General features: G+C 43.7%; 25 protein-coding genes and 1 pseudogene. 18 read left to right on the top strand and 8 right to left on the bottom strand.

The genetic code is table 11. The annotated features are described in order from the left end of the window. Positions 1 to 5 precede the first annotated feature (5 nt). Positions 6 to 776: a TatD family hydrolase gene (locus ACQKNS_RS12085; protein WP_427643150.1), complete on the top strand. Its 771-nt coding sequence runs from the start codon at positions 6 to 8 to the stop codon at positions 774 to 776. Between the two features lie 35 nt (positions 777 to 811). On the opposite strand, the gene ACQKNS_RS12090 is transcribed toward ACQKNS_RS12085, so the two are convergent. Further along, a complete protein-coding gene (locus ACQKNS_RS12090; protein WP_427643152.1) occupies positions 812 to 1,612 on the bottom strand; it encodes an NAD kinase in 801 nt (266 codons plus the stop codon). 144 nt (positions 1,613 to 1,756) lie between these two features. On the opposite strand from ACQKNS_RS12090, the pseudogene ACQKNS_RS12095 reads away from it, so the two are divergent. The 6 genes and pseudogenes from ACQKNS_RS12095 to tpx form a co-directional block, all read left to right on the top strand. Further along, positions 1,757 to 2,068: pseudogene (locus tag ACQKNS_RS12095) on the top strand (4-hydroxythreonine-4-phosphate dehydrogenase PdxA); the annotation flags it as partial. Between the two features lie 167 nt (positions 2,069 to 2,235). Continuing rightward, complete coding sequence (sppA, locus tag ACQKNS_RS12100; RefSeq protein ID WP_427643154.1) at positions 2,236 to 3,237, top strand: signal peptide peptidase SppA; 1,002 nt, start codon at positions 2,236 to 2,238, stop codon at positions 3,235 to 3,237. A gap of 12 nt (positions 3,238 to 3,249) precedes the next feature. Beyond that, positions 3,250 to 3,789 (top strand): RDD family protein, encoded by a 540-nt coding sequence (locus ACQKNS_RS12105; protein ID WP_427643156.1) that lies wholly within the window; start codon positions 3,250 to 3,252, stop codon positions 3,787 to 3,789. A gap of 99 nt (positions 3,790 to 3,888) precedes the next feature. After that, complete coding sequence (locus tag ACQKNS_RS12110; RefSeq protein ID WP_427643158.1) at positions 3,889 to 4,581, top strand: DUF2953 domain-containing protein; 693 nt, start codon at positions 3,889 to 3,891, stop codon at positions 4,579 to 4,581. Positions 4,582 to 4,596: 15 nt separating this feature from the next. Continuing rightward, a complete protein-coding gene (gene ytfJ, locus ACQKNS_RS12115; RefSeq protein ID WP_427643160.1) occupies positions 4,597 to 5,070 on the top strand; it encodes a GerW family sporulation protein in 474 nt (157 codons plus the stop codon). Between the two features lie 179 nt (positions 5,071 to 5,249). Next, positions 5,250 to 5,750: a thiol peroxidase gene (gene tpx / locus ACQKNS_RS12120; RefSeq protein WP_034309176.1), complete on the top strand. Its 501-nt coding sequence runs from the start codon at positions 5,250 to 5,252 to the stop codon at positions 5,748 to 5,750. A gap of 145 nt (positions 5,751 to 5,895) precedes the next feature. Here tpx and ACQKNS_RS12125 read toward each other — a convergent pair whose 3' ends face one another. After that, positions 5,896 to 6,213: a hypothetical protein gene (locus ACQKNS_RS12125; RefSeq protein ID WP_427643162.1), complete on the bottom strand. Its 318-nt coding sequence runs from the start codon at positions 6,211 to 6,213 to the stop codon at positions 5,896 to 5,898. Between the two features lie 360 nt (positions 6,214 to 6,573). On the opposite strand from ACQKNS_RS12125, the gene ACQKNS_RS12130 reads away from it, so the two are divergent. From ACQKNS_RS12130 to ACQKNS_RS12145, 4 genes are all read left to right on the top strand, one after another. Then, positions 6,574 to 7,560 (top strand): class I SAM-dependent methyltransferase, encoded by a 987-nt coding sequence (locus tag ACQKNS_RS12130; RefSeq protein WP_427643164.1) that lies wholly within the window; start codon positions 6,574 to 6,576, stop codon positions 7,558 to 7,560. 175 nt (positions 7,561 to 7,735) lie between these two features. After that, positions 7,736 to 8,941: an acetate kinase gene (locus ACQKNS_RS12135; protein WP_427643166.1), complete on the top strand. Its 1,206-nt coding sequence runs from the start codon at positions 7,736 to 7,738 to the stop codon at positions 8,939 to 8,941. A 207-nt stretch (positions 8,942 to 9,148) separates the two neighbouring features. Further along, positions 9,149 to 9,991 carry an EcsC family protein gene (locus ACQKNS_RS12140; RefSeq protein ID WP_427643168.1) on the top strand — a complete coding sequence of 281 codons (843 nt, stop codon included), beginning with the start codon at positions 9,149 to 9,151 and terminating at the stop codon, positions 9,989 to 9,991. Beyond that, the gene (locus ACQKNS_RS12145; RefSeq protein ID WP_427643170.1) at positions 9,988 to 10,500 is read left to right on the top strand and encodes a MogA/MoaB family molybdenum cofactor biosynthesis protein; all 513 of its coding nucleotides are present in this window, start codon (positions 9,988 to 9,990) and stop codon (positions 10,498 to 10,500) included. The genes ACQKNS_RS12140 and ACQKNS_RS12145 overlap by 4 nt, the downstream gene beginning before the upstream one ends. Before the next feature lie 59 nt (positions 10,501 to 10,559). On the opposite strand, the gene ACQKNS_RS12150 is transcribed toward ACQKNS_RS12145, so the two are convergent. Further along, positions 10,560 to 10,874: a hypothetical protein gene (locus tag ACQKNS_RS12150; protein WP_076364723.1), complete on the bottom strand. Its 315-nt coding sequence runs from the start codon at positions 10,872 to 10,874 to the stop codon at positions 10,560 to 10,562. Positions 10,875 to 11,087: 213 nt separating this feature from the next. On the opposite strand from ACQKNS_RS12150, the gene ACQKNS_RS12155 reads away from it, so the two are divergent. Both ACQKNS_RS12155 and argH read left to right on the top strand, forming a co-directional pair. Next, positions 11,088 to 12,293 carry an argininosuccinate synthase gene (locus ACQKNS_RS12155; RefSeq protein ID WP_427643172.1) on the top strand — a complete coding sequence of 402 codons (1,206 nt, stop codon included), beginning with the start codon at positions 11,088 to 11,090 and terminating at the stop codon, positions 12,291 to 12,293. Then, on the top strand, positions 12,290 to 13,669 hold the full coding sequence (gene argH, locus ACQKNS_RS12160; RefSeq protein ID WP_427643174.1) for an argininosuccinate lyase: 1,380 nt from the start codon (positions 12,290 to 12,292) through the stop codon (positions 13,667 to 13,669). Before ACQKNS_RS12155 ends, argH begins: the two co-directional genes overlap by 4 nt. Before the next feature lie 57 nt (positions 13,670 to 13,726). Here argH and ACQKNS_RS12165 read toward each other — a convergent pair whose 3' ends face one another. Beyond that, positions 13,727 to 14,161: a universal stress protein gene (locus ACQKNS_RS12165; RefSeq protein ID WP_427644192.1), complete on the bottom strand. Its 435-nt coding sequence runs from the start codon at positions 14,159 to 14,161 to the stop codon at positions 13,727 to 13,729. 442 nt (positions 14,162 to 14,603) lie between these two features. Beyond that, positions 14,604 to 15,701: a M24 family metallopeptidase gene (locus ACQKNS_RS12170; RefSeq protein ID WP_427643176.1), complete on the bottom strand. Its 1,098-nt coding sequence runs from the start codon at positions 15,699 to 15,701 to the stop codon at positions 14,604 to 14,606. Positions 15,702 to 15,819: 118 nt separating this feature from the next. Between ACQKNS_RS12170 and ACQKNS_RS12175 the strand changes: the two genes are divergently transcribed. From ACQKNS_RS12175 to ACQKNS_RS12185, 3 genes are all read left to right on the top strand, one after another. Beyond that, complete coding sequence (locus ACQKNS_RS12175; RefSeq protein ID WP_427643178.1) at positions 15,820 to 16,500, top strand: metal-dependent hydrolase; 681 nt, start codon at positions 15,820 to 15,822, stop codon at positions 16,498 to 16,500. Positions 16,501 to 16,698: 198 nt separating this feature from the next. Then, positions 16,699 to 16,923 carry a hypothetical protein gene (locus ACQKNS_RS12180; protein ID WP_427643180.1) on the top strand — a complete coding sequence of 75 codons (225 nt, stop codon included), beginning with the start codon at positions 16,699 to 16,701 and terminating at the stop codon, positions 16,921 to 16,923. Between the two features lie 71 nt (positions 16,924 to 16,994). Next, positions 16,995 to 18,314, top strand: coding sequence for a DRTGG domain-containing protein (locus ACQKNS_RS12185; RefSeq protein WP_427643182.1), 1,320 nt, complete (start codon positions 16,995 to 16,997; stop codon positions 18,312 to 18,314). Between the two features lie 27 nt (positions 18,315 to 18,341). Here ACQKNS_RS12185 and ACQKNS_RS12190 read toward each other — a convergent pair whose 3' ends face one another. Beyond that, on the bottom strand, positions 18,342 to 18,644 hold the full coding sequence (locus ACQKNS_RS12190) for a YtpI family protein (protein ID WP_427643184.1): 303 nt from the start codon (positions 18,642 to 18,644) through the stop codon (positions 18,342 to 18,344). A 167-nt stretch (positions 18,645 to 18,811) separates the two neighbouring features. On the opposite strand from ACQKNS_RS12190, the gene ACQKNS_RS12195 reads away from it, so the two are divergent. Next, positions 18,812 to 19,750, top strand: a complete 939-nt coding sequence (locus ACQKNS_RS12195) for a DHH family phosphoesterase (RefSeq protein ID WP_427643186.1) — start codon at positions 18,812 to 18,814, stop codon at positions 19,748 to 19,750. 55 nt (positions 19,751 to 19,805) lie between these two features. Here the strand turns inward: ACQKNS_RS12195 and ytrI are convergent, their stop codons facing one another. Continuing rightward, positions 19,806 to 20,309, bottom strand: coding sequence for a sporulation membrane protein YtrI (ytrI, locus tag ACQKNS_RS12200; protein WP_427643188.1), 504 nt, complete (start codon positions 20,307 to 20,309; stop codon positions 19,806 to 19,808). Beyond that, a complete protein-coding gene (locus tag ACQKNS_RS12205) occupies positions 20,306 to 20,641 on the bottom strand; it encodes a YtrH family sporulation protein (protein WP_076364742.1) in 336 nt (111 codons plus the stop codon). Before ACQKNS_RS12205 ends, ytrI begins: the two co-directional genes overlap by 4 nt. A gap of 182 nt (positions 20,642 to 20,823) precedes the next feature. Between ACQKNS_RS12205 and dnaE the strand changes: the two genes are divergently transcribed. Continuing rightward, complete coding sequence (gene dnaE, locus ACQKNS_RS12210; protein ID WP_427643190.1) at positions 20,824 to 24,183, top strand: DNA polymerase III subunit alpha; 3,360 nt, start codon at positions 20,824 to 20,826, stop codon at positions 24,181 to 24,183. Positions 24,184 to 24,204 lie beyond the last annotated feature (21 nt).

Consider the following 24,204-nt stretch of genomic DNA (forward strand, 5'->3'; position numbering starts at 1 on the left):
TGAACTTGAGGATCATCGACAGTCATATCCATTTGGACCGGTATGATGTTGTTAAGCGGCAGCAGATTCTGACTGACATGGAAAAGGTCCATATGGAATCCTTGCTGTCTGTTTCCATGAATTTGGCTTCTTCGATTAACAATTATCAGCTCTCACTCAAGGATTCACGAATAAAGCCTGCCTTTGGTTTTCATCCAGAGCAGCCCCTCCCAAGCGATGAAGAAGTGAACGAACTTTTGAACTGGATGCGGGAACATCGTCAAGATATGGTTGCCATAGGCGAGGTTGGGCTGCCCTATTACTTAAGGCAGGAAAATCCCGATATGGATAACTCAGCGTATATAGTGATACTGGAAAGGTTCCTGACCTTGGCTAAAGAGGTTGAAAAGCCGGTTATCCTTCATGCCGTCCATGACGATGCACCCATCGTTTGCGACCTTTTGGATAAGCATCAAATCACAAAGGCACACTTTCATTGGTTTAAAGGCGATATCCGGACAGTCGAAAGAATGGCAGAAAAGGGCTTCCGCATTTCGATTACACCTGATGTTTGTTATGAGAGGGAAATACAGGAATTGGTTTCGGCTTACCCACTTAAGCTGATGATGATTGAAACGGATGGACCATGGCCGTTTGAAGGGGTTTTCAAAGGGAAATGGACCCATCCTGGCATGATGCATGAAAGTGTGCGTCAGATTGCTTCGATAAAAGGATTGCCGATTGAGGATGTCTATGAAATCCTTTATCAAAATACGAAAGATTTTTATCATATATAAAGGTACCGGTTACCATACCCGGTACCTTTTTTAGTTCAAAGAAACGTCCTTTTAACCTTTTCCCAAAAGGAATTATCTTTTAGCTTAACGGTCTTGATGACTTTACCGCTTAACAGGACCTTTACCTTTTCGACATGATTGATGCTTAGTGCTTCATTGTCCATTCCGATGATCGGATAGCTTGGTCCGTTTTCTTCAAGGTGGACGGTCAACGTCTTATTACCGCTTAAAATAAATGAGGAACCTAGGGTCCGATAGCTATTATTATTGATGGAAGCAAGCTCGCTCACTTGAAAGCAAGGGAGGAGGGGATCGACAACGGCCCCATTGACCGATTTATTATAGGCGGTGCTTCCAGTCGGAGTCGCGATGATGATTCCGTCACCGCGAAAAGTTTCAAAATGGAGTTGATCAATGAAAATATCCATGATGAACGTTTTGGTGATGGAAGACCGGATACTGAGTTCATTAAGGGCATAAAAGGAGGGCTGATCGTCCAATTGGATAGCGATGGTTGGATATTTTCGCACCTCGATTTGCTCTTTTGTCATGGCATCGATCATTTTATCACTGTCTTCCAAGTGAAAATCGCAATACATATTCAAGTTACCTGTGGTGGAAATGCCCGCATATAAACAGTCATCCCTGAATCCGGTTTTACGGACTGCCTGCAGGAATGTACCGTCATCACCGATGCTTACGATGATATTTGCTTTTGTGAAATCCTGGATGACATCATACGAATGTTGCTTCGCCAAGTCTGACAAGTATTCTACCTTGCTAATCATCTCTGCATTCGGAGCATGGAAAAAATAAATATTCCTTCGAGTGTTCATCCTGTTCCCCCCTAGTATGTATGGTGATGAAAGGGCTTTCTTTTTCTTCGAGAAGGGAAAGCCGCCCGTACAAAATGCAGCTGCACATTTCATATACTTTTATATGACATAGTTTACCATGGAATGAAGCACTTTTGTTATTCGTTTGGGGAAGCGGTAGGGAAGAATGAAAAGCGAATTCTCAACAAGGGCTCTAACAATCCCTGCCATGCAAAGGGAATAAGGCCGCTTCCTGCAGATACATTATTCTTCAGGGCTGGCCGTGAAGACTTTGTTAGTGTCATTGCCTGTTATCATGATCAGGGACATGCCCCAATCAAGGGCATGGGAATGGAGGCTGGAGTCAATATTACCGCAGGACTCAAGGGCGGCATTGTCCGAACTACCGTGAATCATGGGACAGTACTTGATATTGCCAGGATGAATCCCGGCAGCTTTTTATTTGCATGTACATGACCCCTATGGCGAAGAAAGATATAGGCAGAATGTGAAAATTCACCAATCCATTTCCAATTAGAGGATTATTTGCTACAATTTTAATGTCTTAGTTTATCATGGAATGAAACATTTTCGTCATTAGTTCGTATGGTAAGAAGGATACATATATTTAAGGGGGAAAACAGATGAATGGAAAGCGTTGGGCGGCACTTGGAATCGCAGCCGTTTTATTTTTTGTCTCTATCGCTGTTGGGGCGGCTACGACCCTATTTACAGCGGATACGGAAAATATCATCGATGAATTATTTGCTTCCGAAAGTGCATTTTACGAGGAAGTGATAGAAGGCGATGATTTCACTAATGTTATTGCCGTATTTGATGTAGAGGGCACGATTCAAGATACAGGGGAAGCCTCATTACTTAGTTCGGCAACATATAATCACCGTGCCTTCATGGATAAGCTGAAGATGGCAGAGGAAAATGATGATATCAAAGGAATCATCCTTCGGGTCAATTCTCCAGGCGGCGGTGTCGTCGAAAGTGCAGAGATTTATGACAAGATCCTAGATATCAAGAAAGTGAAAAAACCTGTTTATGTTTCAATGGGGTCAATGGCGGCTTCCGGCGGATATTATATTTCTGCACCAGCCGATAAGATTTATGCAAGCCCGGAAACGATGACGGGTTCACTTGGAGTCATCATGCAGGGTTATAATTACGAGAAATTGGCCAAGAAGTATGGTGTTGAGTTCGAAACCATCAAAAGCGGACCACACAAAGATATTATGAGCCCGACCCGGGAAATGACTGGGGAAGAGCGTGAAATACTCCAAGACATGATCGATAATTCATATGATCAATTTGTAAAAATCATTGCTGACGGACGCGGTATGACAGAGAAGGAAGTAAGGGAAATTGCCGATGGACGCATTTATGACGGACGCCAGGCTAAAGAAAACCATCTTATCGATGATTTCGGCCATTTGGATGATGTAATCGCCGCAATGAAAACGGATATCGGTAAAAAGGATGCTCAAGTTATCCGTTATACAGATGAGGCAGGTTTCGGTTCATTATTCAGTATGGGTGCGCAAAAAATGTTGGGAAATGATGTGGAAACGGCAGTCTTGACAAAAATCCTTTCCTCTTCAAATTCTCCACGCTTAATGTATTTGTATGCGGAATAGGGGGGCTGAAGGATGACGGAACGAAATGAAAACAATGAACAAATCGCTTCATCCAATCAAATGGCAGATCAAGAGGTTCCCGTTCAGCAGGAATTTACACAAGTCAGTAAGAACGTGGATGGTGAAGTAGTCAAGAAAGTGCATTTTGCTGGTTTTTGGATGAGGTTTTGGGCCTATTTAGCCGATCTATTGGTTATCGGGAGTTTGAACCGGATTTTGATTCATCCGATCTTCAAGTTTTATGAGGGAACCGATGATCTCTGGTTTTCCGCAGAGGGCTTCTTGACGGGGGTCGTATTCTTCTTATATTTTGTTTTAATGACCAAATTCTTGAACCAAACCCTTGGCAAGATGATTTTTGGACTGAAAGTCGTTGCATTGAAGGAAGAGAAAAAAACCATTTCATGGGGGACGATATTGTTCAGGGAGCTGATTGGCCGCTATATTTCAAAAGTCACTTGGATTGGCTATCTCCTGGCAGGCCTTTTACCGAAGAAACAGGCCCTGCATGATGTCTTTGCAGACACGGGCGTTGTGTTGATCAGAAGGTGATTTCTTCCATTCATAAATCTGCAAGAGCGGGATTTTCGCTTTTGCAGGTTTATTTTTTTTGCATATGCCGATAATGATAGGCTGAAGGGGTGTGGGTGCATGAAGTGGCTATTGTTGATTATAGGTATCCTCATTTTGGTGCTGCTGATTGTTGTTTTCACTAAAGTAAGAGTATACATCGACTACAAACGTATCCAAACGAATGACCGAATACATATTAAATTATCAGCTTGGTATGGGCTTTTTCACTATACATTCAAGGTTCCGGTCATCAAAATGGATGATGACTCTGCAGCTATAGTAGTAAAGCAAGAGCAAGAAATGAACGGAAAAACCGAAAAGGAAGAAAAGAAAAAAATCTCGGCCGAAGATTTGCGTGACGGATTCGCAGACAGTCTGAAGATGCTTCACCATATAATCGGATTTCATGGGATCGTCCGTCAATTCACAGGGAAAGTCCAAGTCAAAAAATTCACCTGGCATAGTATGGTCGGTACTAAAAACGCGGCACACACAGGTGTTTTAACTGGAGCATGCTGGGCCCTTAAAGGTTCAATCATCGGGCTGCTGACAACCTATTTCAACTTCCGGATCATGCCCTCCTATTCCATTACACCCGACTTTCAGAGGTGGCAGGCAAATACGTCGATTTCCTGCATATTACAATTTAGAATCGGGCAGGCTATGGTGACTGGAATAAAACTGCTTCGTTTTAGGAAAGGCGGAAAGCCGCATTTCAAGTCGAGGAAATTAGCGAAGCTATCAGGTGATTCCAATAAACAATCGTTATAGAGTGGAGGAATTTAAATGTCAGATCATCCGATCCAAGGGTTAATGAAAGAAGCTATGGAAAATCTGAAAGAAATGGTTGATGTGAACACGATCATCGGGGATCCGGTGGAGACTCCGGATGGAAGTGTCATTTTAACCGTATCCAAAGTGGGATTTGGTTTCGCAGCCGGTGGCAGCGAATTTATGATGGATGGGAACCATCAAGGACAGCAAGGCGGTTCCAAGCAGCCTTTTGGCGGCGGTAGCGGCGGTGGGGTTTCCATAACACCAATTGCCTTTTTGATTGTCGGTTCCCATGGGGTGAAAATGATTCATCTGGATGAAGGGACGCATCTTCTCGAAAAAATGATGGATTTAGCTCCTCAAGTCGTCGATAAAATTCAGTCCATGCTATCCAAGAAGGACAGTCAAAAGCAAGGCAATAATCAAGGCGGCAGTCAATCAGCTGTAAAGAGGTACCAAGAACCTAAACAGGATTTAGATTTCTAACTGTGACTCGGCATCTGCCGAGTTTTCTTTTTGCTGCAGTCTGCCAATACACCATAAAAGGCATGGATGTCGGAAATGTGCAAGCACCATTCACATTTCCCAATTCAATTTATTGCAAAATTCCGGTAAAACAAATATGATTATGCTTGTACATATAGCAGAAAAGGGAGGAATTATTAATGGCTTCAGTTACATTTAAAAACAACCCGATCACTTTAGTGGGACAAGAACTAAAAGTTGGGGACAAAGCACCTGATTTTACAGTATTGGCTAATGACTTATCACCGGTTACATTAAGCGACTCCAAAGGTTCTGTCCGCATTATCAGCGTGGTTCCATCCGTGGATACGGGTGTTTGTGATGCACAGACACGTAAATTCAATGAAGAAGCGGCAAAGTTGGATAATGTGAAAGTGCTGACGATCAGTAACGATCTTCCTTTCGCGCAAAAACGCTGGTGTGCGGCAAGCGGCTTGGACAATGTTCAAGTTCTTTCCGATCACCGTGACCTTTCATTCGGTGAAGCATATGGTGTCGTCATGCAGGAACTTCGTCTATTGGCACGCTCTGTATTCGTAGTGAACAGCTCTGATGAAATCACATATGTAGAATATGTGAGTGAAGGTACTAACCATCCAAATTACGAAGGTGCAATCGAAGCGGCTAAAGCGGCAAAATAAGAAGCAATCCTAAGAAACCGGGCGCTATGTGCCCGGTTTTTTGTTTTAGCTTTATTTAACGGATGTTATTCTTGCCTGATTTTCAATGGAGGTGTGTAAAATACGTTTTTAATACACTGTTTTATCATTAATATGCTTGAAATGGTTATGGCTCCAAACCCGGACCATTCAGTGGTAAAACAATTTTGCCAGACCATTCTTGACCATTGGGTGTCCCAACTTTTATGTCAATTTCATTAGGCCACGAAGGCAATTGCCTTTGATGAGGTCCTGGAAAAAACCCCGCTTGTTGCCCTGCTCGATATCCATCCCGATACCCTTGTCGATACCCTTGTCGATATCCTTGTCTAAAACCTTGTTGAAACCCTTGTTGTTGCCTGTTAAATTCATCTGCTGACTGTGTATCATGTTGCTGATTTATTGGATTAACCTGCCCATGATAGTATTGATATTGATTATCCATAATCATCACCACCTCATGTATGGTATTCTGTTTGGGCATACATTGTGCCTTTCCAAAATAAAAAATACAGGGCATCAACCCTGTATACCAGTTTATAGACAAAAGCGCTTCCGTAAAACGTACCTTTTTAAATGATGTTCCAGCACTAACTGATCCGAAGCACTATTTTCAATTAATTTACCTTTTAATCACTCGTGGTTGAAATTTTAAAAAGGAGTGGCGCGAGATTCCATATATGTAACTTTCAAATCGGAAAACAGCATGTTGGATAAACGAAGAATGATAAGCAGGACGTACGGCTTGTATCTCTTTGTTCTTACCTTTAAAATAGGGACAGAAGCAAACAGGAGGAATTTATAAGTGAAGTCTACCCCAGTTGAACAATTATTTTATGAATTTGATGAAACAGCCCAAATATTGCAAAGTGAACTATCATGTACGTATCTGGATGCCCTGGGTGAAACGGGCGAGAATTTCTTCCAAGGGAAAGTCCTGCAAGAGGAAATCGGTGAAGTATCGAAGAAAAGGTTAGTGAAGCATTATGCAGATTTTTCACCGGAGAAATATGAGAAGGAAGCAATCCGTAAAGCGTATCAGCTTGCTATTTTAAAAGGCATGCAGCAGAGCGTTCAGCCGAATCATCATATGACCCCTGACGCAGTCGGCATGTTCGTAAGCTATTTAGTCGGTAAATTCACCAAGGATCAAAAAGAGATAGTCATGCTCGATCCAGCCATTGGAACGGGGAATTTATTATTTGCGATCTTGAATCAACTTACTGATAAAAACATCGCTTCATATGGTGTCGAGATTGATGAAACCTTGATCAGGCTTGCATATGCAGGTGCCAATCTGCAAGAACACCCGCTGGAATTTTTCAACCAGGACAGCTTGGAGCCGCTTTTCATCGATCCTTCAGATGTTGTGGTCAGTGATTTGCCGATAGGTTATTACCCGAATGATGTGCGTGCAGCTGAGTATGAATTGAAGGCCGATAAGGGACATTCGTATGCACACCATTTGTTTATTGAACAAGGAGTTAAGCACGCGAAGGATGGCGGACACCTATTCTTCATTGTCCCGAATAACCTGTTCGTCTCGGAGGAAGCTCCGAAACTCAATGATTTCCTGAAGAAGCATACACATATCCAAGGAATGGTGCAATTGCCGCTTTCCATGTTTAAGAGTGAAGCAGCTGCGAAAAGCATCTTGATCCTCCAAAAGAAAAAAGAGGGTATCGAAGCACCGAAGAAGGCATTGCTCGTACAACTTCCTAAGTTGTCGGATTTCGAAGCGACCAAGTCTGTCATGCAACAGATGGATGATTGGTTTAAAGAGGAAAAATAATCAATGAAAGCTGATGCCGCAGGCATTGGCTTTCTTTTTTTTGAAAGAGTGATTATTTGTAATTTTCCATTATTATTTGGTTGAATAAGCTTGCCATGATAAGATTGTACAATACATCGCACGTTTTGTTGGGAGAACATTGGAGGAACTAGCTTAGAGTAAAGGAGCAGGATGGATGCTAAAAATCATGGCTATTAATGCGGGCAGCTCTTCATTGAAGTTTCAGCTTTTTGAGATGCCTTGTGAAAAAGTAATTACAAAAGGTCTTGTAGAAAGAATCGGCTTGAAAGATTCCGCATTTACCTTAAGCATCGAAGGCGAAAAGGTTTCTGAAACGATGGATATACCCAATCATGAAATAGCTGTAGGGCTTTTATTGAAAAGGCTGATTGACCATCGCATCATTGATTCCTTTGAAGAGATAGATGGCGTAGGGCATCGGGTGGTGCATGGCGGCGAGATATTCACGGACTCGGTCTTGATTACGGAGGACGTAATAGAGCAAATCGAAAAGCTTTCCGAGTTGGCACCCCTTCATAATCCCGCCAATATCACCGGTATCAAAGCCTTCAGGCGGATACTGGATGATGTGCCAGCGGTTGCGGTATTCGACACGGCCTTCCATCAAACGATGGCGGCAGGTTCCTATTTGTACAGCTTACCTCTTGAATATTATGAAAATTACGGAATAAGGAAGTATGGGTTTCATGGCACTTCACATAAATATGTATCGCAGCGGGCTGCCGAAATGATTGGACGCCCAATTGAACAGCTTCGGTTGATATCGTGCCATTTAGGGAATGGTGCAAGCATTACGGCCATAAAGGGCGGCAAATCAATTGATACATCAATGGGATTCACACCATTGGCCGGTGTTACCATGGGAACTCGTTCAGGGAACATCGACCCTGCACTGATTCCTTATATCATGGAGAAGACGGGAAAAACAGCAGATGAAGTGCTGGATGTCCTGAATAAGAAAAGCGGCATTCTGGCCCTTTCCGGATTTTCCAGCGACCTCCGCGATATTCAAATTGAAGCGGACAAAGGCAATGAGCGGGCTGAACTCGCACTTAAAGTGTTCGCAGACCGGATTCACAAGTACATAGGCTCCTATTCAGCTAAAATGGGAGGTGTGGACGGCATCATTTTTACAGCGGGCATCGGTGAAAACAGTCAAACCATCAGGGGCCGGATCTTGGAGGGGCTTGAATTCATGGGGGTATATTGGGACAAGGATCTCAATCGCACCTCGGGTAAGGAAGCGTTCATTAATGCACCCTATTCCCCTGTGAAAGTCATGGTCATCCCCACTAACGAAGAAATCATGATTGTCAGGGATACCATGAAAATAGCTTTGAGCGAAACTTGGAAAATATGACATCCTGTTGTATAATGAGCCCCTTATCACCCCGGTAAGGGGCCTTTCCCATGAAATTTCACCCTCAAAATCCGCCTTCCCATGGATCATCTCCATGCAATGCAAACCCTTGAACACTGGAAACCCATCTTCTATTCTTTGAAAACCTTTTCTCTATGTTATACTTAAGGGAGAATCCACCAATTCTGTACATAGGAGGCCCGATGCATGGAATTCACGAACCGGGAAATGAAAGTTTGGAATGAAATTAGTGAATGGCAGGAAAAACTCTATCAATATGAGCCAACGGATCTGGCTGCACTGTATGATAAATGGTTGGAGCAGGGGTTTGCCCTGCTTCCGGAGAACGTCCAACAACAGTTTTTTGACAAGCTTGATACTTGGCTTTTTCATTTGCATGCCATGGTTCAGAGCTCACAAGTTCAAATAGATGCAAGAGAGCGCATTTTAGCATCTGCGCGCGTGTTTAATGAAGAAATCGAAACGTTGAGTGATTTGAAAAACTTATCGATCGATCAGTTGAATTACATAGCCAATCAGCATATCGCTAAGCATCGCTTATATTCATTTGCACAGGGCGGGATGAGCGGATCAGGAGGCCTGCTTCTGCTAGGGAGCGATATACCAGCCATGACGGTCATCAATGTCAGGATCGTACAGCTGATTGCGATGTCTTATGGTGTTGAGGTGAATACACCGTTTGAAATGATGCTGGCCCTTAAGGTATTCAATGCAGGAGCGATGCCAAAGAGGCTCCAAGGAATAGCTTGGGAAGAATTGATCCGCGAGGTCCATACCGCAGAAGATGATTATTTTTATTTAGGAATCGAAGAACTGACAAACCCCACCTGGATGGAACAGCCGCTGAAGCAGCTGTTGAAGGCATTATCCATTACGGTTTTTCGAAAAAAACTGGTTCGGGGCATACCGTTCATCAGCATGGCCATAGGGGCTGGATCCAATTATCAAATGACCCGGGGTGTCAGTGAATTTGCACAGAAGTTCTATCAATACCGTTATTTACTGGAGAAGAAGGCTGATGAGGAATGAGTGTCAAGGATCATAAAAAAGCCATCACGGAGGCAGTTCGCTGCATGGTGATAACCGTCAGCGATACGCGAAATGAAGAAACGGATAAAAGCGGAGCACTGATGATGGAATTGCTGGAGTCGAAAGGGCATGAAGTGATGGATTACGTAATCGTTAAAGATGAGCGGAAAGCGATTCAGGATGCAATCACTTCCGGATGCCAAAGCAGTACGGTCGATGTCATATTAACTAATGGAGGCACTGGCATCGCCAATAGGGATGTGACGATCGAGGCGGTCAAAGAGTTGATGACCAAGGAAATTCCCGGTTTTGGCGAGATTTTTCGGATGCTCAGCTATCAAGAGGATATCGGTTCTGCCGCCATTTTATCCAGGGCGGTTGCCGGAGTCGTGAACAACAAAGCGGTTTTTTCCACCCCGGGCTCTTCAGGGGCGGTTAGGCTTGCGATGAATAAATTGATTCTCCCGGAATTGGGACATGTCGTTGGTGAACTCCGCAAGGATATATAAGAGGGATGCAAAAAAAAGCCACAGTTTTAAACTGTGGCTTTTTTTGCATGGAATAGGCCTTAATTATGCATCTTTTCCGTCACGCCTTGATTGGCACGATACCATAGCCATAAATCATTGATGATGGAAGCAAGTTCGGCAATTTCGGAATTGAGCTGGCATGATTTGGCGAAATTACTCTCATCCGAGAGCCGAAACTGCTTTCGGTTAATGGTGGATTCCAGTTCCTTGATGCGATCCGGGATGCTTCCCCTGATATTCTCCCAATGTACGAGTATTTGCTGTTGCTCGCCTTTTGTATATTCATCCCACTCCAGATTCAAATCGGGAATGGAGATGCCAAGCCGTTCATCATAGATAAATAGTTCTTTCATATGCCCTCCGCTTTTCGATTTATCATACTCCTAGTTTACTATATTCTCGCGGAAGCATCCAATGTGTAAATTCCTTGAAAATATTAGCGGATTATTTAGCAAAATCTTTAAAATACCTCTTGTATTCCTTTAATAAAGATGATAAAGTACTAATCATAGATTGAATAAAAATAACAAACGATGAATTTTTATTCACACGAAAGGACGATGGAAATGAAAAATCAAAAAGTTGTTTTAGCATATTCCGGAGGTTTGGATACTTCCGTTGCAATTAAATGGTTACAAGATCAAGGGTACGAAGTTGTGGCATGCTGCTTGGATGTCGGTGAAGGGAAAGATTTGGACTTCATTAAAGAAAAAGCGATCACTGTCGGTGCGGTAAGCTCCTATGTCATTGATGCGAAGGACGAATTCGCTGACGATTTCGCATTGACGGCTCTTCAGGCACATACTTTGTATGAAGGGAAATATCCATTGGTATCAGCTTTATCACGTCCGCTGATCGCGAAGAAATTAGTGGAAGTGGCTGAAGCGGAAAACGCGGTAGCCGTTGCGCACGGTTGCACGGGAAAAGGAAATGACCAAGTGCGTTTCGAAGTATCCATCTCCGCCTTGAACCCTAATTTGCAAGTTCTTGCACCAGTTCGTGACTGGAAATGGTCTCGTGAAGAGGAGATTGAATATGCAGCGAAAAATGGCATTCCCGTTCCGATTGGCATGGCGAGTCCATTCTCGATCGACCAAAACCTTTGGGGAAGAAGTAACGAATGCGGAATCCTGGAAGATCCGTGGGCAGCTCCGCCGGAAGAGGCATATGATTTGACTGCAAGCCTTGAATGTACACCAGATACTGCCGATATCATTGAAATTGGTTTTGAACAAGGTGTACCGGTTACATTGAATGATAAAAACTATAAATTAGCTGACCTGATCGTTGAGTTGAATCAAATTGCCGGCAAGCACGGAGTTGGACGTATCGATCACGTAGAAAATAGATTAGTAGGAATCAAATCGCGTGAAGTCTATGAAGCTCCTGGTGCGATGACATTGATAGCTGCACACAAAGAACTTGAAGATATCACGCTTGTAAAAGAATTGGCTCACTTCAAACCGGTGATCGAGAAGAAAATGACTGAATTGATTTATGAAGGACTTTGGTTCTCTCCGCTTCAAAAAGCTTTGGCTGCATTCCTGAAAGAAACACAAGTGAATGTAACCGGTACGGTCCGTGTGAAATTGTTCAAAGGTCATGCGATTGTTGAAGGAAGAAAATCCGAGTACTCCCTATATGACGAAAAATTGGCTACTTATACAAAAGCGGACGAATTCGATCATGATGCAGCAGTTGGATTCATTAAATTATGGGGACTTCCAACGAAAGTGAACAGCATGGTCAATAACAAGAAGGTGACAGTGTGAGCAGCAAGCTTTGGGGAGGAAGATTCACGAAATCTGCCGAAGAATGGGTAGATGAGTTTGGAGCTTCCATTTCCTTTGACCAGGAACTTGTCCTTGAAGATATTCAAGGAAGTTTAGCTCATGTAACCATGTTAAAGAAATGCAGCATTTTACCTGAAGAAGATGCGGATCAGATCATTGCGGGTCTGAAAAGTTTACAGGATAAAGCTGAGAAGGGTGAATTGACTTTTAAGGTTGAGATGGAAGATATCCATCTTAACCTGGAAAGTATGCTAATAAGCGAAATCGGTCCAGTTGGCGGAAAGCTTCATACAGGAAGAAGCCGTAATGACCAAGTTGCAACAGACCTTCATCTGTATATGCGGAACCAAACGAAAGTGATTCTGGAACTCATCAATGATTTGCAAATGGCGATTTTGGGACAATCTAAGCAAAATGTGGAAACACTAATTCCAGGTTATACACATTTGCAGCGTGCACAGCCCATTTCATTTGCCCACCACTTAATGGCTTATTTTTGGATGCTTGAGCGTGATAAGCAGCGCTTCACAGAGAGTCTCAAAAGGATCAATATTTCTCCATTGGGTGCCGGCGCATTAGCTGGGACGACTTTCCCGATTGACCGTGCCCTCAGTGCGGAGCTATTGGGGTTTGAGGGAATTTACGAAAACAGCCTTGATGCGGTGAGTGATCGTGATTTTGCCATTGAATTCATGAGCAACAGTGCGACAATGATGATGCATTTATCCCGTTTCAGCGAAGAAATCATTCTCTGGTCAAGCCAGGAATTCCAATTCATTGAATTGGATGATGCGTTTTCCACGGGAAGCAGCATCATGCCGCAAAAGAAAAACCCTGATATGGCGGAATTGATCCGTGGTAAAACAGGACGGGTTTATGGGAACCTAACGGGGTTATTGACGGTTTTGAAAGGACTGCCGCTTGCTTATAACAAAGATATGCAAGAAGATAAAGAGGGCGTCTTTGATACGGTTAAGACCATTGTTGGTTCACTTAAAATATTTGCCGGCATGATTTCAACGATGAAAGTGAAAACGGACGTCATGGAAAAAGCAACAAAAAATGACTTCTCGAATGCGACGGAATTAGCTGATTACCTAGCTTCAAAAGGTATGCCTTTCCGTGAGGCGCACGAAGTGGTCGGGAAGCTTGTATTGTTCTGTGTCCAGAATGGCTGCTATTTAGTGGACCTAAGCATGGAACAATTCCAGGAAGCTTCCGAGCTGTTTGAACAGGATATTTATGATGCATTAAATCCTTATGAAGCAGTTAAACGCCGTAACAGTGCGGGCGGTACAGGGTTTGCCCAAGTCTTGCTGGCGATTGAAAAAGCGGAAAAATTGGTAAGTGAATAACAGGAAAAAGCTCGTTCACCAAATTGGGGAACGAGCTTTTTCTATCATTTTCTTTTATCAATGCGTACGCACGACCATTACATCACAGTTGGAATGGCGAACGATGCCTTCCGACACGCTGCCGATAAGGAATCGTTCGACTGCGTTAAGACCCGTTGCACCGCATACAATTAAATCGATTGAATGCTTTTTCGCTAAATCCCTTGGAATTTGAACTTTTGGAGAACCATATGCAACTTCTGTTTGGACCTTTGCAATCCCGGATGCCATGGCTTCCGTTTTATACTTGTCCAATAGCTCGTTGGCAAAGGTTTCAGAGTGATCACGGATAGTCATATCATAAGCTTCGACAGTGGGGAAATTCCTTGTATCCACGATATGTGTGAGCACAAGGGTAGCGTCACTGAGTTTTGCTAAATAGATTGCCTTTTTTAGGGCCCACTCTGCTTCTTCCGAACCGTCCACTGCTACAAGAATATTTTTATAATCTATACTATTCAAGTGAATCTCCTCCTTCTATTATATTCCTATTATACTATGGTTTACCTAATGGAACGGATTTCAATTGTAACAAATTAGCGAATGTTTTAGCTAATATCTGGAAATCGCAAAAGAAAAAATGATTCTAGCCTTATTAAGAAAATTATAAATGTATCGATCAAAGCATGCAAAAGCACATTTAAATATCATCCATCGTTTAATATTCTGGAGATCGGCATAATGAAAGGAAATTCAAAATTAGACTTATGATCATTCAGGCCTTGGCTTTTCCCTTCTATATATATTGTCGTTATGTCAGGGGTAAATGATGAGGAGGGAAGAGTATATCTGGTCCGGATCGATTAGTTGAAGTGAATGTTGAATAATGGATACCCCCGTCTTAAATGAAGGCGGGGGTATCCGGGTCTCGTTATATTAAATGGTTAACATAACATCACTTTATGATTTGCAGGCTCTTTGGGAATTTGGTCAAAACTTCACAGCCGGTATCGGTGATCAGCAGATCATCTTCAATCCTGACGCCGGCAACATTTGGAACATATATGCCAGGTTCGATGGTATAAACCATTCCGGATTGAAGTTCGAGTGAATTCGTTTCGGTCAAGGATGGATACTCATGGACGCTGATTCCAAGTCCGTGGCCGAGCCTGTGCGGGAAGAATTCACCGTATCCTTTATTCCTGATGATGTTTCTGGCAGTCAAGTCTATCTCCGAACAGGATACACCAGGTTTACTGGCTGCAACAGCAGCTTCTTGTGCTCTTAGTACAGTTTCATAGATTTCTGCCTGTTTATCATTGATATCTCCGTAAGCAACCGTTCTGGTGATGTCAGAGCAGTACCCTTCATGAACGACGCCCAGGTCAAATAGGACAAGGTCGCCGCGCTGAACCTTCGTATTCCCGGGTGTGCCATGTGGGGAAGCGCCATTTTTACCAGTCAGGACCATGGTGGAAAAGGACATTTGGCTGACGCCGGCCTTTTTCAATTCGTATTCTATCGCTGCAAGGATTTCCATTTCCGTTTTACCCTCATGGATTTCGCTGACACCCACTTCGATCGCAAAGTCGGCAAGTCGGCATGCTTCACGGATTTTGACCATTTCATCTTCCGATTTGATCATGCGCATCCTTTGAAGTTTTTCTTCTGCGGAAACGAGCTTTGGTGCTCCTAAGTATTGTTGGACCTTTTCATAACGTTCTACATTCATATGCTCTTTTTCAATGGCCATTGTATGAATGGTTAACCCGAGATTCTTCACTGCTTGCTTAACTTTTTCCCAAGGATTTTCAATGTCGGTGTAACCGATGATATCTCCAGCCCATCCAGCCTGTTTAGCATCCGGGACTTCCATCTGCGGGCAGACAAGGAAAGGGTCGGCATTTGCAAAAATGGCAAGTGCTAGCAGCCTTTCATGAGGATCACTATAAAAACCGCTCAAATAGAAGATGCTCTCTGTAGATGTAAGTAAAGCGGCTTCAGCCTCATTGGCCTGTAGCCAATTTTGTAGTTCTGTCAAACGTTCATTCATGACGATACCTCCATTAATAAGATATAATTACCTTAGCAATATTTAAAAGTATAGTAAATGGGAAAGGCCTAAGAAAGCTACTAAAAAAATTAGTGGGTATGGGAAGGGAGCATCAATAATGAAAGTATCTTTTCATGGACATGCACTTGTAAAAGTCGAAACGAATGGTAAAACGATTTTAATCGATCCATTCATTACTGGAAACGAATTGACCGATTTGAAGGTAGAAGATGTGAAACCGGATGTGATCATCTTAACACATGGCCATAATGACCACGTCGGTGATACGGTTGAATTGGCCAAAAGGCATGATGCACTTGTCATCGGCATTGCAGAGATTGCCGACTACCTGGGTGCTCAAGGGGTAAGAACCCATGGGATGAGCATCGGCGGAGCTTTCGAGTTCGATTTTGGTAAAGTGAAACTGACGCCAGCTTTCCATGGAACGGGATTCAATAACGGAGATGGGCAAATCATTTATTTAGGAATGCCTGCTGGCGTATTGCTTATGATAGAAGGGAAAACGATTTACCATGCAGGGGATACAGCGGTATTTTCCGATATGAAACTGATCGGGGAGCGACATCCGATTGACTTGGCATTCTTGCCAATCGGCGACAATTACACCATGGGCCCTGAAGATGCGGCACTTGCCGCGAAATTCCTTCAAGCCAAACAAGTCGTGCCGATTCATTACAATACTTTCCCTGTCATCAAACAGGATCCTGACAAATTCATCGACTTGCTTGAAGAGGGAAATGGATTGATCATGGAAGCCGGGGATGAAATAGATTTTTAATAGGAGCGGGAGCCTCAGGGGCTCCCGTTTTCTTTGTATAACCTGTGGGCTTAGCCGACAGAATGGATTGACCTCCGTGCAGCATTGCTTATTACGCAGATGATTCCGGCAATGGAAAGTAAAATCTCGTTCTGCAGCCAAGTCTTTTTTCCTTTCAGAGGCATAAAATGAATAGATGAAAAAAAAGGGGGGGATTGGATGAAACAGAGATTATTGCTGTGTTTGCTTTTATGCGGTGTGATGCTGTATTATGCCGTGCCGCGTTTGTCGTTGGAAAGTGGCGGTCTGGAGAGTCTGTTTGCTGGATCCTGGCTGTTGTTTGCATTGTTGGCGGTAGCTGGAAACTTGACGGGCATACTATATTCTCCTAAGAAACAAAAGGCAAAACGCAAGCTGGAATACAAAAGGTTGCGCCAATACTAGTAGTTGTTTGATAAACTAGGCTCTTTGACCTTATAATGGAGAATAGGAATACCGTGAAAAGGGTGAAGCGCTTGGCTACAAAGCATGAACAAATATTAAAACATATCGATGGGCTCCCTGTTGGCGAAAAGATTTCCGTCCGTCAAATTGCGAAAGCATTGAATGTTAGTGAAGGTACGGCATACCGGGCAATTAAAGAGGCGGAAAACCAGGGCTACGTGAGCTCGATTGAACGGGTAGGCACGATCCGTATTGAGAAAAAGAAAAAAGAGAATATTGAAAAGCTCACTTTCGCAGAAGTAGTCAATATTGTTGACGGACAAGTTCTTGGTGGGAAAACGGGACTTCATAAGACATTAAATAAATTCGTCATCGGGGCGATGAAGCTGGATGCCATGATGAGATATACAGGGGCAGGAAACCTGCTGATCGTCGGGAACCGTACACAGGCCCACGAGCACGCGTTAAAAGCGGGTGCAGCGGTGCTGATCACAGGGGGATTCGATACGGAAGAGCCCGTTAAAAGGTTAGCCGATGAATTGGAGATGCCAGTCATCTCAACGAGTTACGATACGTTTACCGTCGCAACGATGATCAATCGGGCGATCTATGACCAATTGATCAAAAAGGAAATCTTGCTTGTGGAGGATATTTTGACTCCCGTACAGGAAACGACCTTTTTGACTGTGGGTGACAGGGTTCAGACTTGGCATGAACTGAATCAGGAATCCGGGCATAGCCGTTTCCCTGTTGTCGATGACAATATGAAGGTTCAAGGAATGGTCACTTCAAAAGATATCATCGGACAGGAAGAGCTGACGCTCATCGAAAAGGTGATGACGAAAAACCCGATGACCGTAGGCGATAAAATGAGTGTGGCATCTTCTGCACATATGATGGTTTGGGAAGGGATTGAGTTAATCCCGGTCGTGAATGACAGCCATATCCTAAAGGGAATCGTGAGCAGGCAGGATGTGCTGAAGGCACTGCAAATGAGTCAAAGGCAGCCACAGGTCGGCGAAACGATCGACGATACGATCACAAGCCAGCTTGTGATGACTTCCAATCGTGGCAAGGGCGAGGAAGTGTATAACTATGGCGTCACTCCGCAGATGACCAATTACCTTGGGACCATTTCAAGCGGCGTGTTCACGACATTGGTCACCGACTCGGCAAACCGTGCACTTCGAAGCTATAAGCGCGGTGACTTGGTCGTGGAAAACATGACGATCTACTTCATCAAGCCAGTCCAGATCGACAGTACGCTTGAAATCCACCCGCGTGTCCTTGATGTAGGACGTAAATTCGGAAAAGTGGATGTCGAGGTGTTTAACCAAGGCAAACTTGTCGGCAAGGCGATGTTGACTTGCCAATTGCTGGACCGATCATGAAAAATAAAAAGGATAATCGAAATTCGATTATCCTTTTTGATTTGCAGCTTCTTCGATTGCGTGCGGCAAATAAAATTTATACATTTTATAGCCGCCCCAGACACTGAAAAGGCCAACGAAGATGAAAACGGCAGCAATGATATAAGTGATGGTCGTGTGGAACAGAAAAAGCTGATTGATTCCGAATAGTGCGACAAACGCACCAAGGGCGATGGAAGATTTCCCTGAAATCCACTTTTTCTCCATCGGCATCCTGGTTCTGACCGATTTGATTTTATAAAACAGATAGAGCCCTAGCGAAAGAACGATCAAGGTGACAAGAATAGGCATCGTTTGCAATTCCCCCAATTTAACATATGTACCTTTTTATTGTAGCGGGAAATGAAAGAGAATGCCACAGTAAACAAGATGAGTCTTCCTATTTCCCCAATTTTTTGATTAAATGAAATATATCATCTTTTAAGGCTCGATAATACATATGTTAAGGGGAGATCTATATGAAAGCTGAAATATTAGCAGATATAAAGCGTTATGATACTATCATTCTCCATCGTCATGTCCGTCCAGATCCGGACGCTTATGGTTCACAGGGGGGATTGGCGGAAATCCTGAAAGCATCTTTCCCCAAAAAACGAATTTTTACGGTCGGGAAAGAAGAACCGTCATTGAATTACTTAAGAAGGCTCGATGTTATTTCGGATGAAACATATCAAGGTGCCCTGGTCATCGTTTGTGATACCGCAAATACGGACCGGATTTGTGATGCAAGGTACACGACGGGTGATAAACTGATTAAGATCGATCATCATCCTAATGAAGATCCATATGGGGATATGCGTTGGGTCGATACATCGGCAAGTTCGACAAGTGAAATGATTTATGAGTTTTACCAGTTCGGTAAAGAACAGGGCTTGAAGATGAGTGATGAAGCGGCACGCCTTCTATATGCAGGCATTGTTGGCGATACAGGGCGTTTCCTATTCCAGAATACGACTGAAAAGACATTTGCCCATGCCAGTGAATTGATTAACTATTCGTTCTCCCGCCCGCAATTATATCAGGAGATGTATGATGTCGAGGAGAGCATAGTCCGGTTGAATGGCTATGTACTGCAGCATTTCGAAATCCTTCCATATGGCACAGGGAAAATGATCATCACAAAAGATATACTTGAACAATTCCACGCTTCTACATCTGAGGCATCTCAGCTCGTTTCCTCGCTCGGTTCGATTAAAAATGTTAAGTCATGGGTCTTTTTCATTGAAGAGGAAAAAGAAATCAGAGTCCGTTTCCGTTCCAAAGGACCGATCATCAATACGATTGCCCGTAAATATAACGGAGGGGGCCACCCGCTTGCAGCAGGGGCTTCGATCCATTCTTGGGATGAAGTGGATAATATCCTTGCCGACATGGAAGAATTGAATAAAGCGGAATGAAAAAATATAAAGACCAAATCGCATTCGATTTGGTCTTTATATTTAGTGGATATTATTAAGAAGTAGTCCTTTTTAGTTTGATTTCAATATTCATTTTCGTATAAAACATGATCTCGACGACTTCAAGTCGATAGCGCTTTTTATTGATGGTCATGATCTTATTTTCGATGGATTTTTTCAAAAGCACCTTTCCGTCATAGACACTGGCGACATCTTTGGCGAGAAGAGAGGAAAGGTCGTCCTCAATCACATCCTCGGCTTCTGCAATACTCAGCCGATCGAGACTGTATATTTCATTCGTAATGGTTACTTCCACTTCCTGAATAGTCAATATCTCCTCGTTTTTCTGGTTCAATTTTTTATAATCCTGCTCCCAAATTGCGATTTTCCCGTTTAAATCCTTGATCACTTCACTTTGTTCCTGAAGGGTCCGGATCTGCTTCTCCTGCTGAACACCATGCATATAAAAGAAAATCACCCAACTGATCAATCCGCCAAGTGCGGCTCCGGCAAAGAAGCGCTGCCAGGTGGGAGACCGGTGATAGGGGGGGATCCTCATGATGAAATATGCTCCTGCGTGAACCAGTTTATGATCAGTGCCCCTGTCTGTGCCCCGCCAAGTGCAGATAGAATCAATAGGACCTGCTTGACTATATCCTTCGTTTCCCCGTGGAAAATGCCGCGTTCGAAATTATAGACCATATCGAAAGTACCTCCTATCGCAGCGACGATCGCCCAAATGCGAAGGCTGTCCGACAGCCGGAATACAGTCGTCATCGGGGCCTGTCCAGTAAAAAAAGCGGCGAGGCCCCCGATTATCGAGCCGCCAAGCAATACGCCAAGTGATATGAAAAAGCTGTTGAGAAAGGCTGGAACAAAGGCTTCATTCATATATCATCATCCTTTTTTTCTTGATATTTCTTCTCTTCCATTTATATGGGAAGTTCAAAGGTAATATGATAGTCGCCGGAAATCAGGTGTTAAATTGCATTGGCAATGAGAACATATTTTCTTTTTTTGAAATAAACACTATAATGAAAAGAAACATGCCTTACAAAGGTGGGAGAAAAAACGTGTATACTCATCTCCATATTCAGAGCGGATACAGCCTGCTGACAAGCACGGTGAAGATCACTGAACTTGTGGCCAAAGCGAAAGCGGATGGCTGTACAAGTCTTGCCTTGACCGATCGAAATGTTATGTACGGTTCGGTCTATTTTTATAAAGAATGCAAGAGACAGGGGATAAAGCCGATCATCGGCATACTTGCCGATGTCCTTGATGAACGGGAATCGCCGCATGGACTTCTCTTATTGGCAAAAAGTCTACAAGGATATCAAAATCTGCTTAAAATAAGCAGTGCCATAAAAACGAAATCCCCGTCAGGCATTCCGATGAATTGGCTCAAAGCCTATTCCCGGGGCTTGATAGCCATCACACCCGGTGCGGAGGGGCAAATAGAAACGCTATTGAGAGAAGGAAACCCTGAGGAGGCCAAACAGGCAGCGGGGCGATTTCTGCAAATTTTTGGTCATGATAACTTTTATGTATCCATACAGAGGCTTTCGATCGCGAATGAGGAAAAAGGCAATGAAGCCATAAGTCAGTTGGCGAGAGATTTAGAGATAAAGATTGTCGCGACGAATCCAGTCTATTATTTGAACGAAAGCGATGCACTCGCTCAAGAAGTCCTATTGGCAATTGGAAATGGCGACAAGCTGGCGGATGAGACGCATACGGTTCTTGAATCCAATCAATTTTATTTAAAAAGCCGGGCCCAGATGGCAGAACTATTCCATGACAGACCGGATGCACTCGAAAACACACTGCATATTGCCGCGCAATGCAATCTGGAAATTCCATTTCACCGTTCACTGCTTCCTAAGTACCCTGCCGAAGATGGCGCCACAGCCGAGGAAATGCTCGAATCCATCTGTTTCCAAGGGCTGAAGAAACGAGTGCCGGAGCACTCCGTTCAATATGAAGAGCGCCTGCGATATGAATTGGATATCATCACGAAGATGAAATTCAGCGATTACTTTTTGATCGTTTGGGATTTCATGAAATTTGCTAAGGACCATCAAATCCTGACTGGTCCTGGAAGGGGGTCTGCCGCCGGATCGATGGTGGCTTATGTGCTGTCGATAACGGATGTCGATCCAATCGAACATTCCTTGCTTTTCGAGCGTTTCCTGAATCCGGAACGTGTCTCGATGCCGGATATCGACATCGACTTTCCGGATAACCGCCGTGAAGAAGTGATTGCCTATGTCGCGAAGAAGTACGGGGAACTTCATGTAGCACAAATCATTACATTCGGAACACTGGCCGCCAAAGCTGCGTTAAGGGACACTGGCCGTGTTTTCGGATTGAATTCAAAGGAACAGGAAGCGGTATCGAAAATGATTCCAGGCCGACTGGGCATCACGCTTCCCGAGGCTTTTAAGGAATCGAAAAGACTCAGGGAATTCGTTAATGAGAGTGACCTGAATCAAAAACTTTTTCAAACCGCTTTATTGCTTGAAGGGCTGCCTCGCCATGCTTCGACACATGCCGCCGGCATCGTCATCAGCGATCAGGCACTGACCGAGCATATTCCGATTCAAGGGGGGCATGAAGGCATCCATCTGACTCAATATCCAATGGACCTTCTCGAAGAACTGGGCCTTCTTAAAATGGATTTTCTTGGACTCCGCAATTTAACGCTCATCGATAATATTTTAAATAACATCAAAAAGGGAACTGGGAAAAGGCTAGACTTGTCACATATCCCAATGGATGACCCCGAGACGCTAGCCCTTTTAGGGAGAGGCGAAACAACCGGAGTGTTTCAATTTGAATCGGATGGCATCCGTAAGGTTTTGATCAAGCTGAAACCGAACCGATTCGAGGATATCGTCGCGGTCAATGCCCTATATCGTCCAGGTCCGATGGAAAATATACCGCTGTTCATCGAGCGGAAGCATGGGCTTGCTCCGATTGATTACCTGCACGAGGATTTGAAGGATATCCTCGAGCCTACATACGGGGTCATCGTTTATCAAGAACAAATCATGCAAATCGCCTCCCGCTTAGCAGGGTTTTCATTAGGGGAGGCTGACCTGCTCCGTCGTGCCGTTTCGAAGAAGAAGAAGGATGTTCTGGATCAAGAGCGGCAGCATTTCGTGAACGGCTCATTGAAACAAGGATACTCTGAAAAAACGGCAGATGAGATTTATTCCTTGATTGTCCGTTTCGCTAACTATGGATTCAACCGAAGTCATGCTGTGGCGTACAGTTTCATCGCTTATCAGCTGGGTTACTTAAAAACCCACCATCCGGACTATTTCATGGCAGCACTCCTGACATCGGTCGTCGGGAATGATGAAAAGATTTCGCAATATATCCGGGAAGCCAAAAAGAAAGGGATTATGGTACTGCCTCCCTCGATTAACCGGAGCGGTTACCCGTTTTTACCGGAAAAGGACGGGATCCGTTATAGCCTTGGTGCCATAAAAGGGATAGGCGGTACGGTCCTAAAAGAAATCTTTGCTGCAAGGAGGCAGAAGAAGTTCGCAGATTTATTCGATTTCTGTTTGCGCGTTTCGGGAAAAATCGTGAATAGAAAAGTGCTGGAGGCGCTCGTGCATTCAGGTGCACTCGATGAATTCGGTGAAGACCGGGCAACTTTGTTGGCGAGCTTGGACGTAGCGATCGATCATACGGAATTGGTTAATCCAGACGATGACCTATTCGATATGTTTTCCGATGGCGAGTTTTCACTCAAACCGAAATACAACCGGGTCGAGCCTATCCCTATCGAGCACAAACTCTCATTGGAAAAAAGCGCCTTGGGCCTTTATCTATCGAATCATCCGGTGACAAGCTACAGAGAACTTTTTCAGCACTTCGGCTGTTTGACCATAGATGAAGCCACCAATAAAAAGGAATCGAAAGTCTTGCTAGGCGCATACATTACGTCGGTTAAAACCATAAGGACAAAAAAAGGCGATGTGATGGCTTTCTTGAGCGTTAGTGATGAAGAGGGGGATATTGAAGCGGTCGTTTTTCCAAATGTTTATAAAAATCACTCTGCCGACTTGAATCACGGACAACTCGTCATGCTGCAAGGAACATTGGAAGAGCGGGATGGAAAAACACAACTCCTGATCAGGAACGTATACCCGCTTGAAAAAGTGAAGCAGATGAAAGAGAAAAAAGAAGGAACGGTATTCCTGAAAATCGAGGCTGGCAAGCAAACGAAGGATACATTGCAAAAAATAAAAAAAATTTTAATGCAGCATAGCGGTGAAACGAAGGTCATGCTTTTTTACGAGAGGGAAAACCGCTATGTACAGCTATCTTATTGGGATTGGGTCAATCCTACAGAAAGACTGATGCAGGCATTATTTGACTTGGTCGGAAAAGAGAATGTGGTTTACAAGAAAGATTAACTGTTTTACAACTTTAATAGT

This window comes from Peribacillus sp. NPDC094092 (genome assembly GCF_050279365.1).
Classification (GTDB): domain Bacteria; phylum Bacillota; class Bacilli; order Bacillales; family DSM-1321; genus Peribacillus.

Bases quoted from the DNA above. Each gene is read 5' to 3' on its own strand.
- ACQKNS_RS12110 (WP_427643158.1), top strand. From the start codon at position 3,889: ATGAAGTGGCTATTGTTGATTATAGGTATCCTCATTTTGGTGCTGCTG.
- sppA (WP_427643154.1), top strand. From the start codon at position 2,236: ATGAATGGAAAGCGTTGGGCGGCACTTGGAATCGCAGCCGTTTTATTT.
- ACQKNS_RS12155 (WP_427643172.1), top strand. From the start codon at position 11,088: ATGAAAAATCAAAAAGTTGTTTTAGCATATTCCGGAGGTTTGGATACT.
- ACQKNS_RS12135 (WP_427643166.1), top strand. From the start codon at position 7,736: ATGCTAAAAATCATGGCTATTAATGCGGGCAGCTCTTCATTGAAGTTT.
- ACQKNS_RS12190 (WP_427643184.1), bottom strand. From the start codon at position 18,644: ATGCCTATTCTTGTCACCTTGATCGTTCTTTCGCTAGGGCTCTATCTG.
- ACQKNS_RS12145 (WP_427643170.1), top strand. From the start codon at position 9,988: ATGAGTGTCAAGGATCATAAAAAAGCCATCACGGAGGCAGTTCGCTGC.
- ACQKNS_RS12125 (WP_427643162.1), bottom strand. From the start codon at position 6,213: ATGGATAATCAATATCAATACTATCATGGGCAGGTTAATCCAATAAAT.
- ytfJ (WP_427643160.1), top strand. From the start codon at position 4,597: ATGTCAGATCATCCGATCCAAGGGTTAATGAAAGAAGCTATGGAAAAT.
- ACQKNS_RS12195 (WP_427643186.1), top strand. From the start codon at position 18,812: ATGAAAGCTGAAATATTAGCAGATATAAAGCGTTATGATACTATCATT.
- ACQKNS_RS12140 (WP_427643168.1), top strand. From the start codon at position 9,149: ATGGAATTCACGAACCGGGAAATGAAAGTTTGGAATGAAATTAGTGAA.
- ACQKNS_RS12150 (WP_076364723.1), bottom strand. From the start codon at position 10,874: ATGAAAGAACTATTTATCTATGATGAACGGCTTGGCATCTCCATTCCC.
- ACQKNS_RS12175 (WP_427643178.1), top strand. From the start codon at position 15,820: ATGAAAGTATCTTTTCATGGACATGCACTTGTAAAAGTCGAAACGAAT.
- ACQKNS_RS12105 (WP_427643156.1), top strand. From the start codon at position 3,250: ATGACGGAACGAAATGAAAACAATGAACAAATCGCTTCATCCAATCAA.
- ytrI (WP_427643188.1), bottom strand. From the start codon at position 20,309: ATGAGGATCCCCCCCTATCACCGGTCTCCCACCTGGCAGCGCTTCTTT.
- ACQKNS_RS12090 (WP_427643152.1), bottom strand. From the start codon at position 1,612: ATGAACACTCGAAGGAATATTTATTTTTTCCATGCTCCGAATGCAGAG.
- ACQKNS_RS12180 (WP_427643180.1), top strand. From the start codon at position 16,699: ATGAAACAGAGATTATTGCTGTGTTTGCTTTTATGCGGTGTGATGCTG.
- ACQKNS_RS12205 (WP_076364742.1), bottom strand. From the start codon at position 20,641: ATGAATGAAGCCTTTGTTCCAGCCTTTCTCAACAGCTTTTTCATATCA.
- ACQKNS_RS12170 (WP_427643176.1), bottom strand. From the start codon at position 15,701: ATGAATGAACGTTTGACAGAACTACAAAATTGGCTACAGGCCAATGAG.
- tpx (WP_034309176.1), top strand. From the start codon at position 5,250: ATGGCTTCAGTTACATTTAAAAACAACCCGATCACTTTAGTGGGACAA.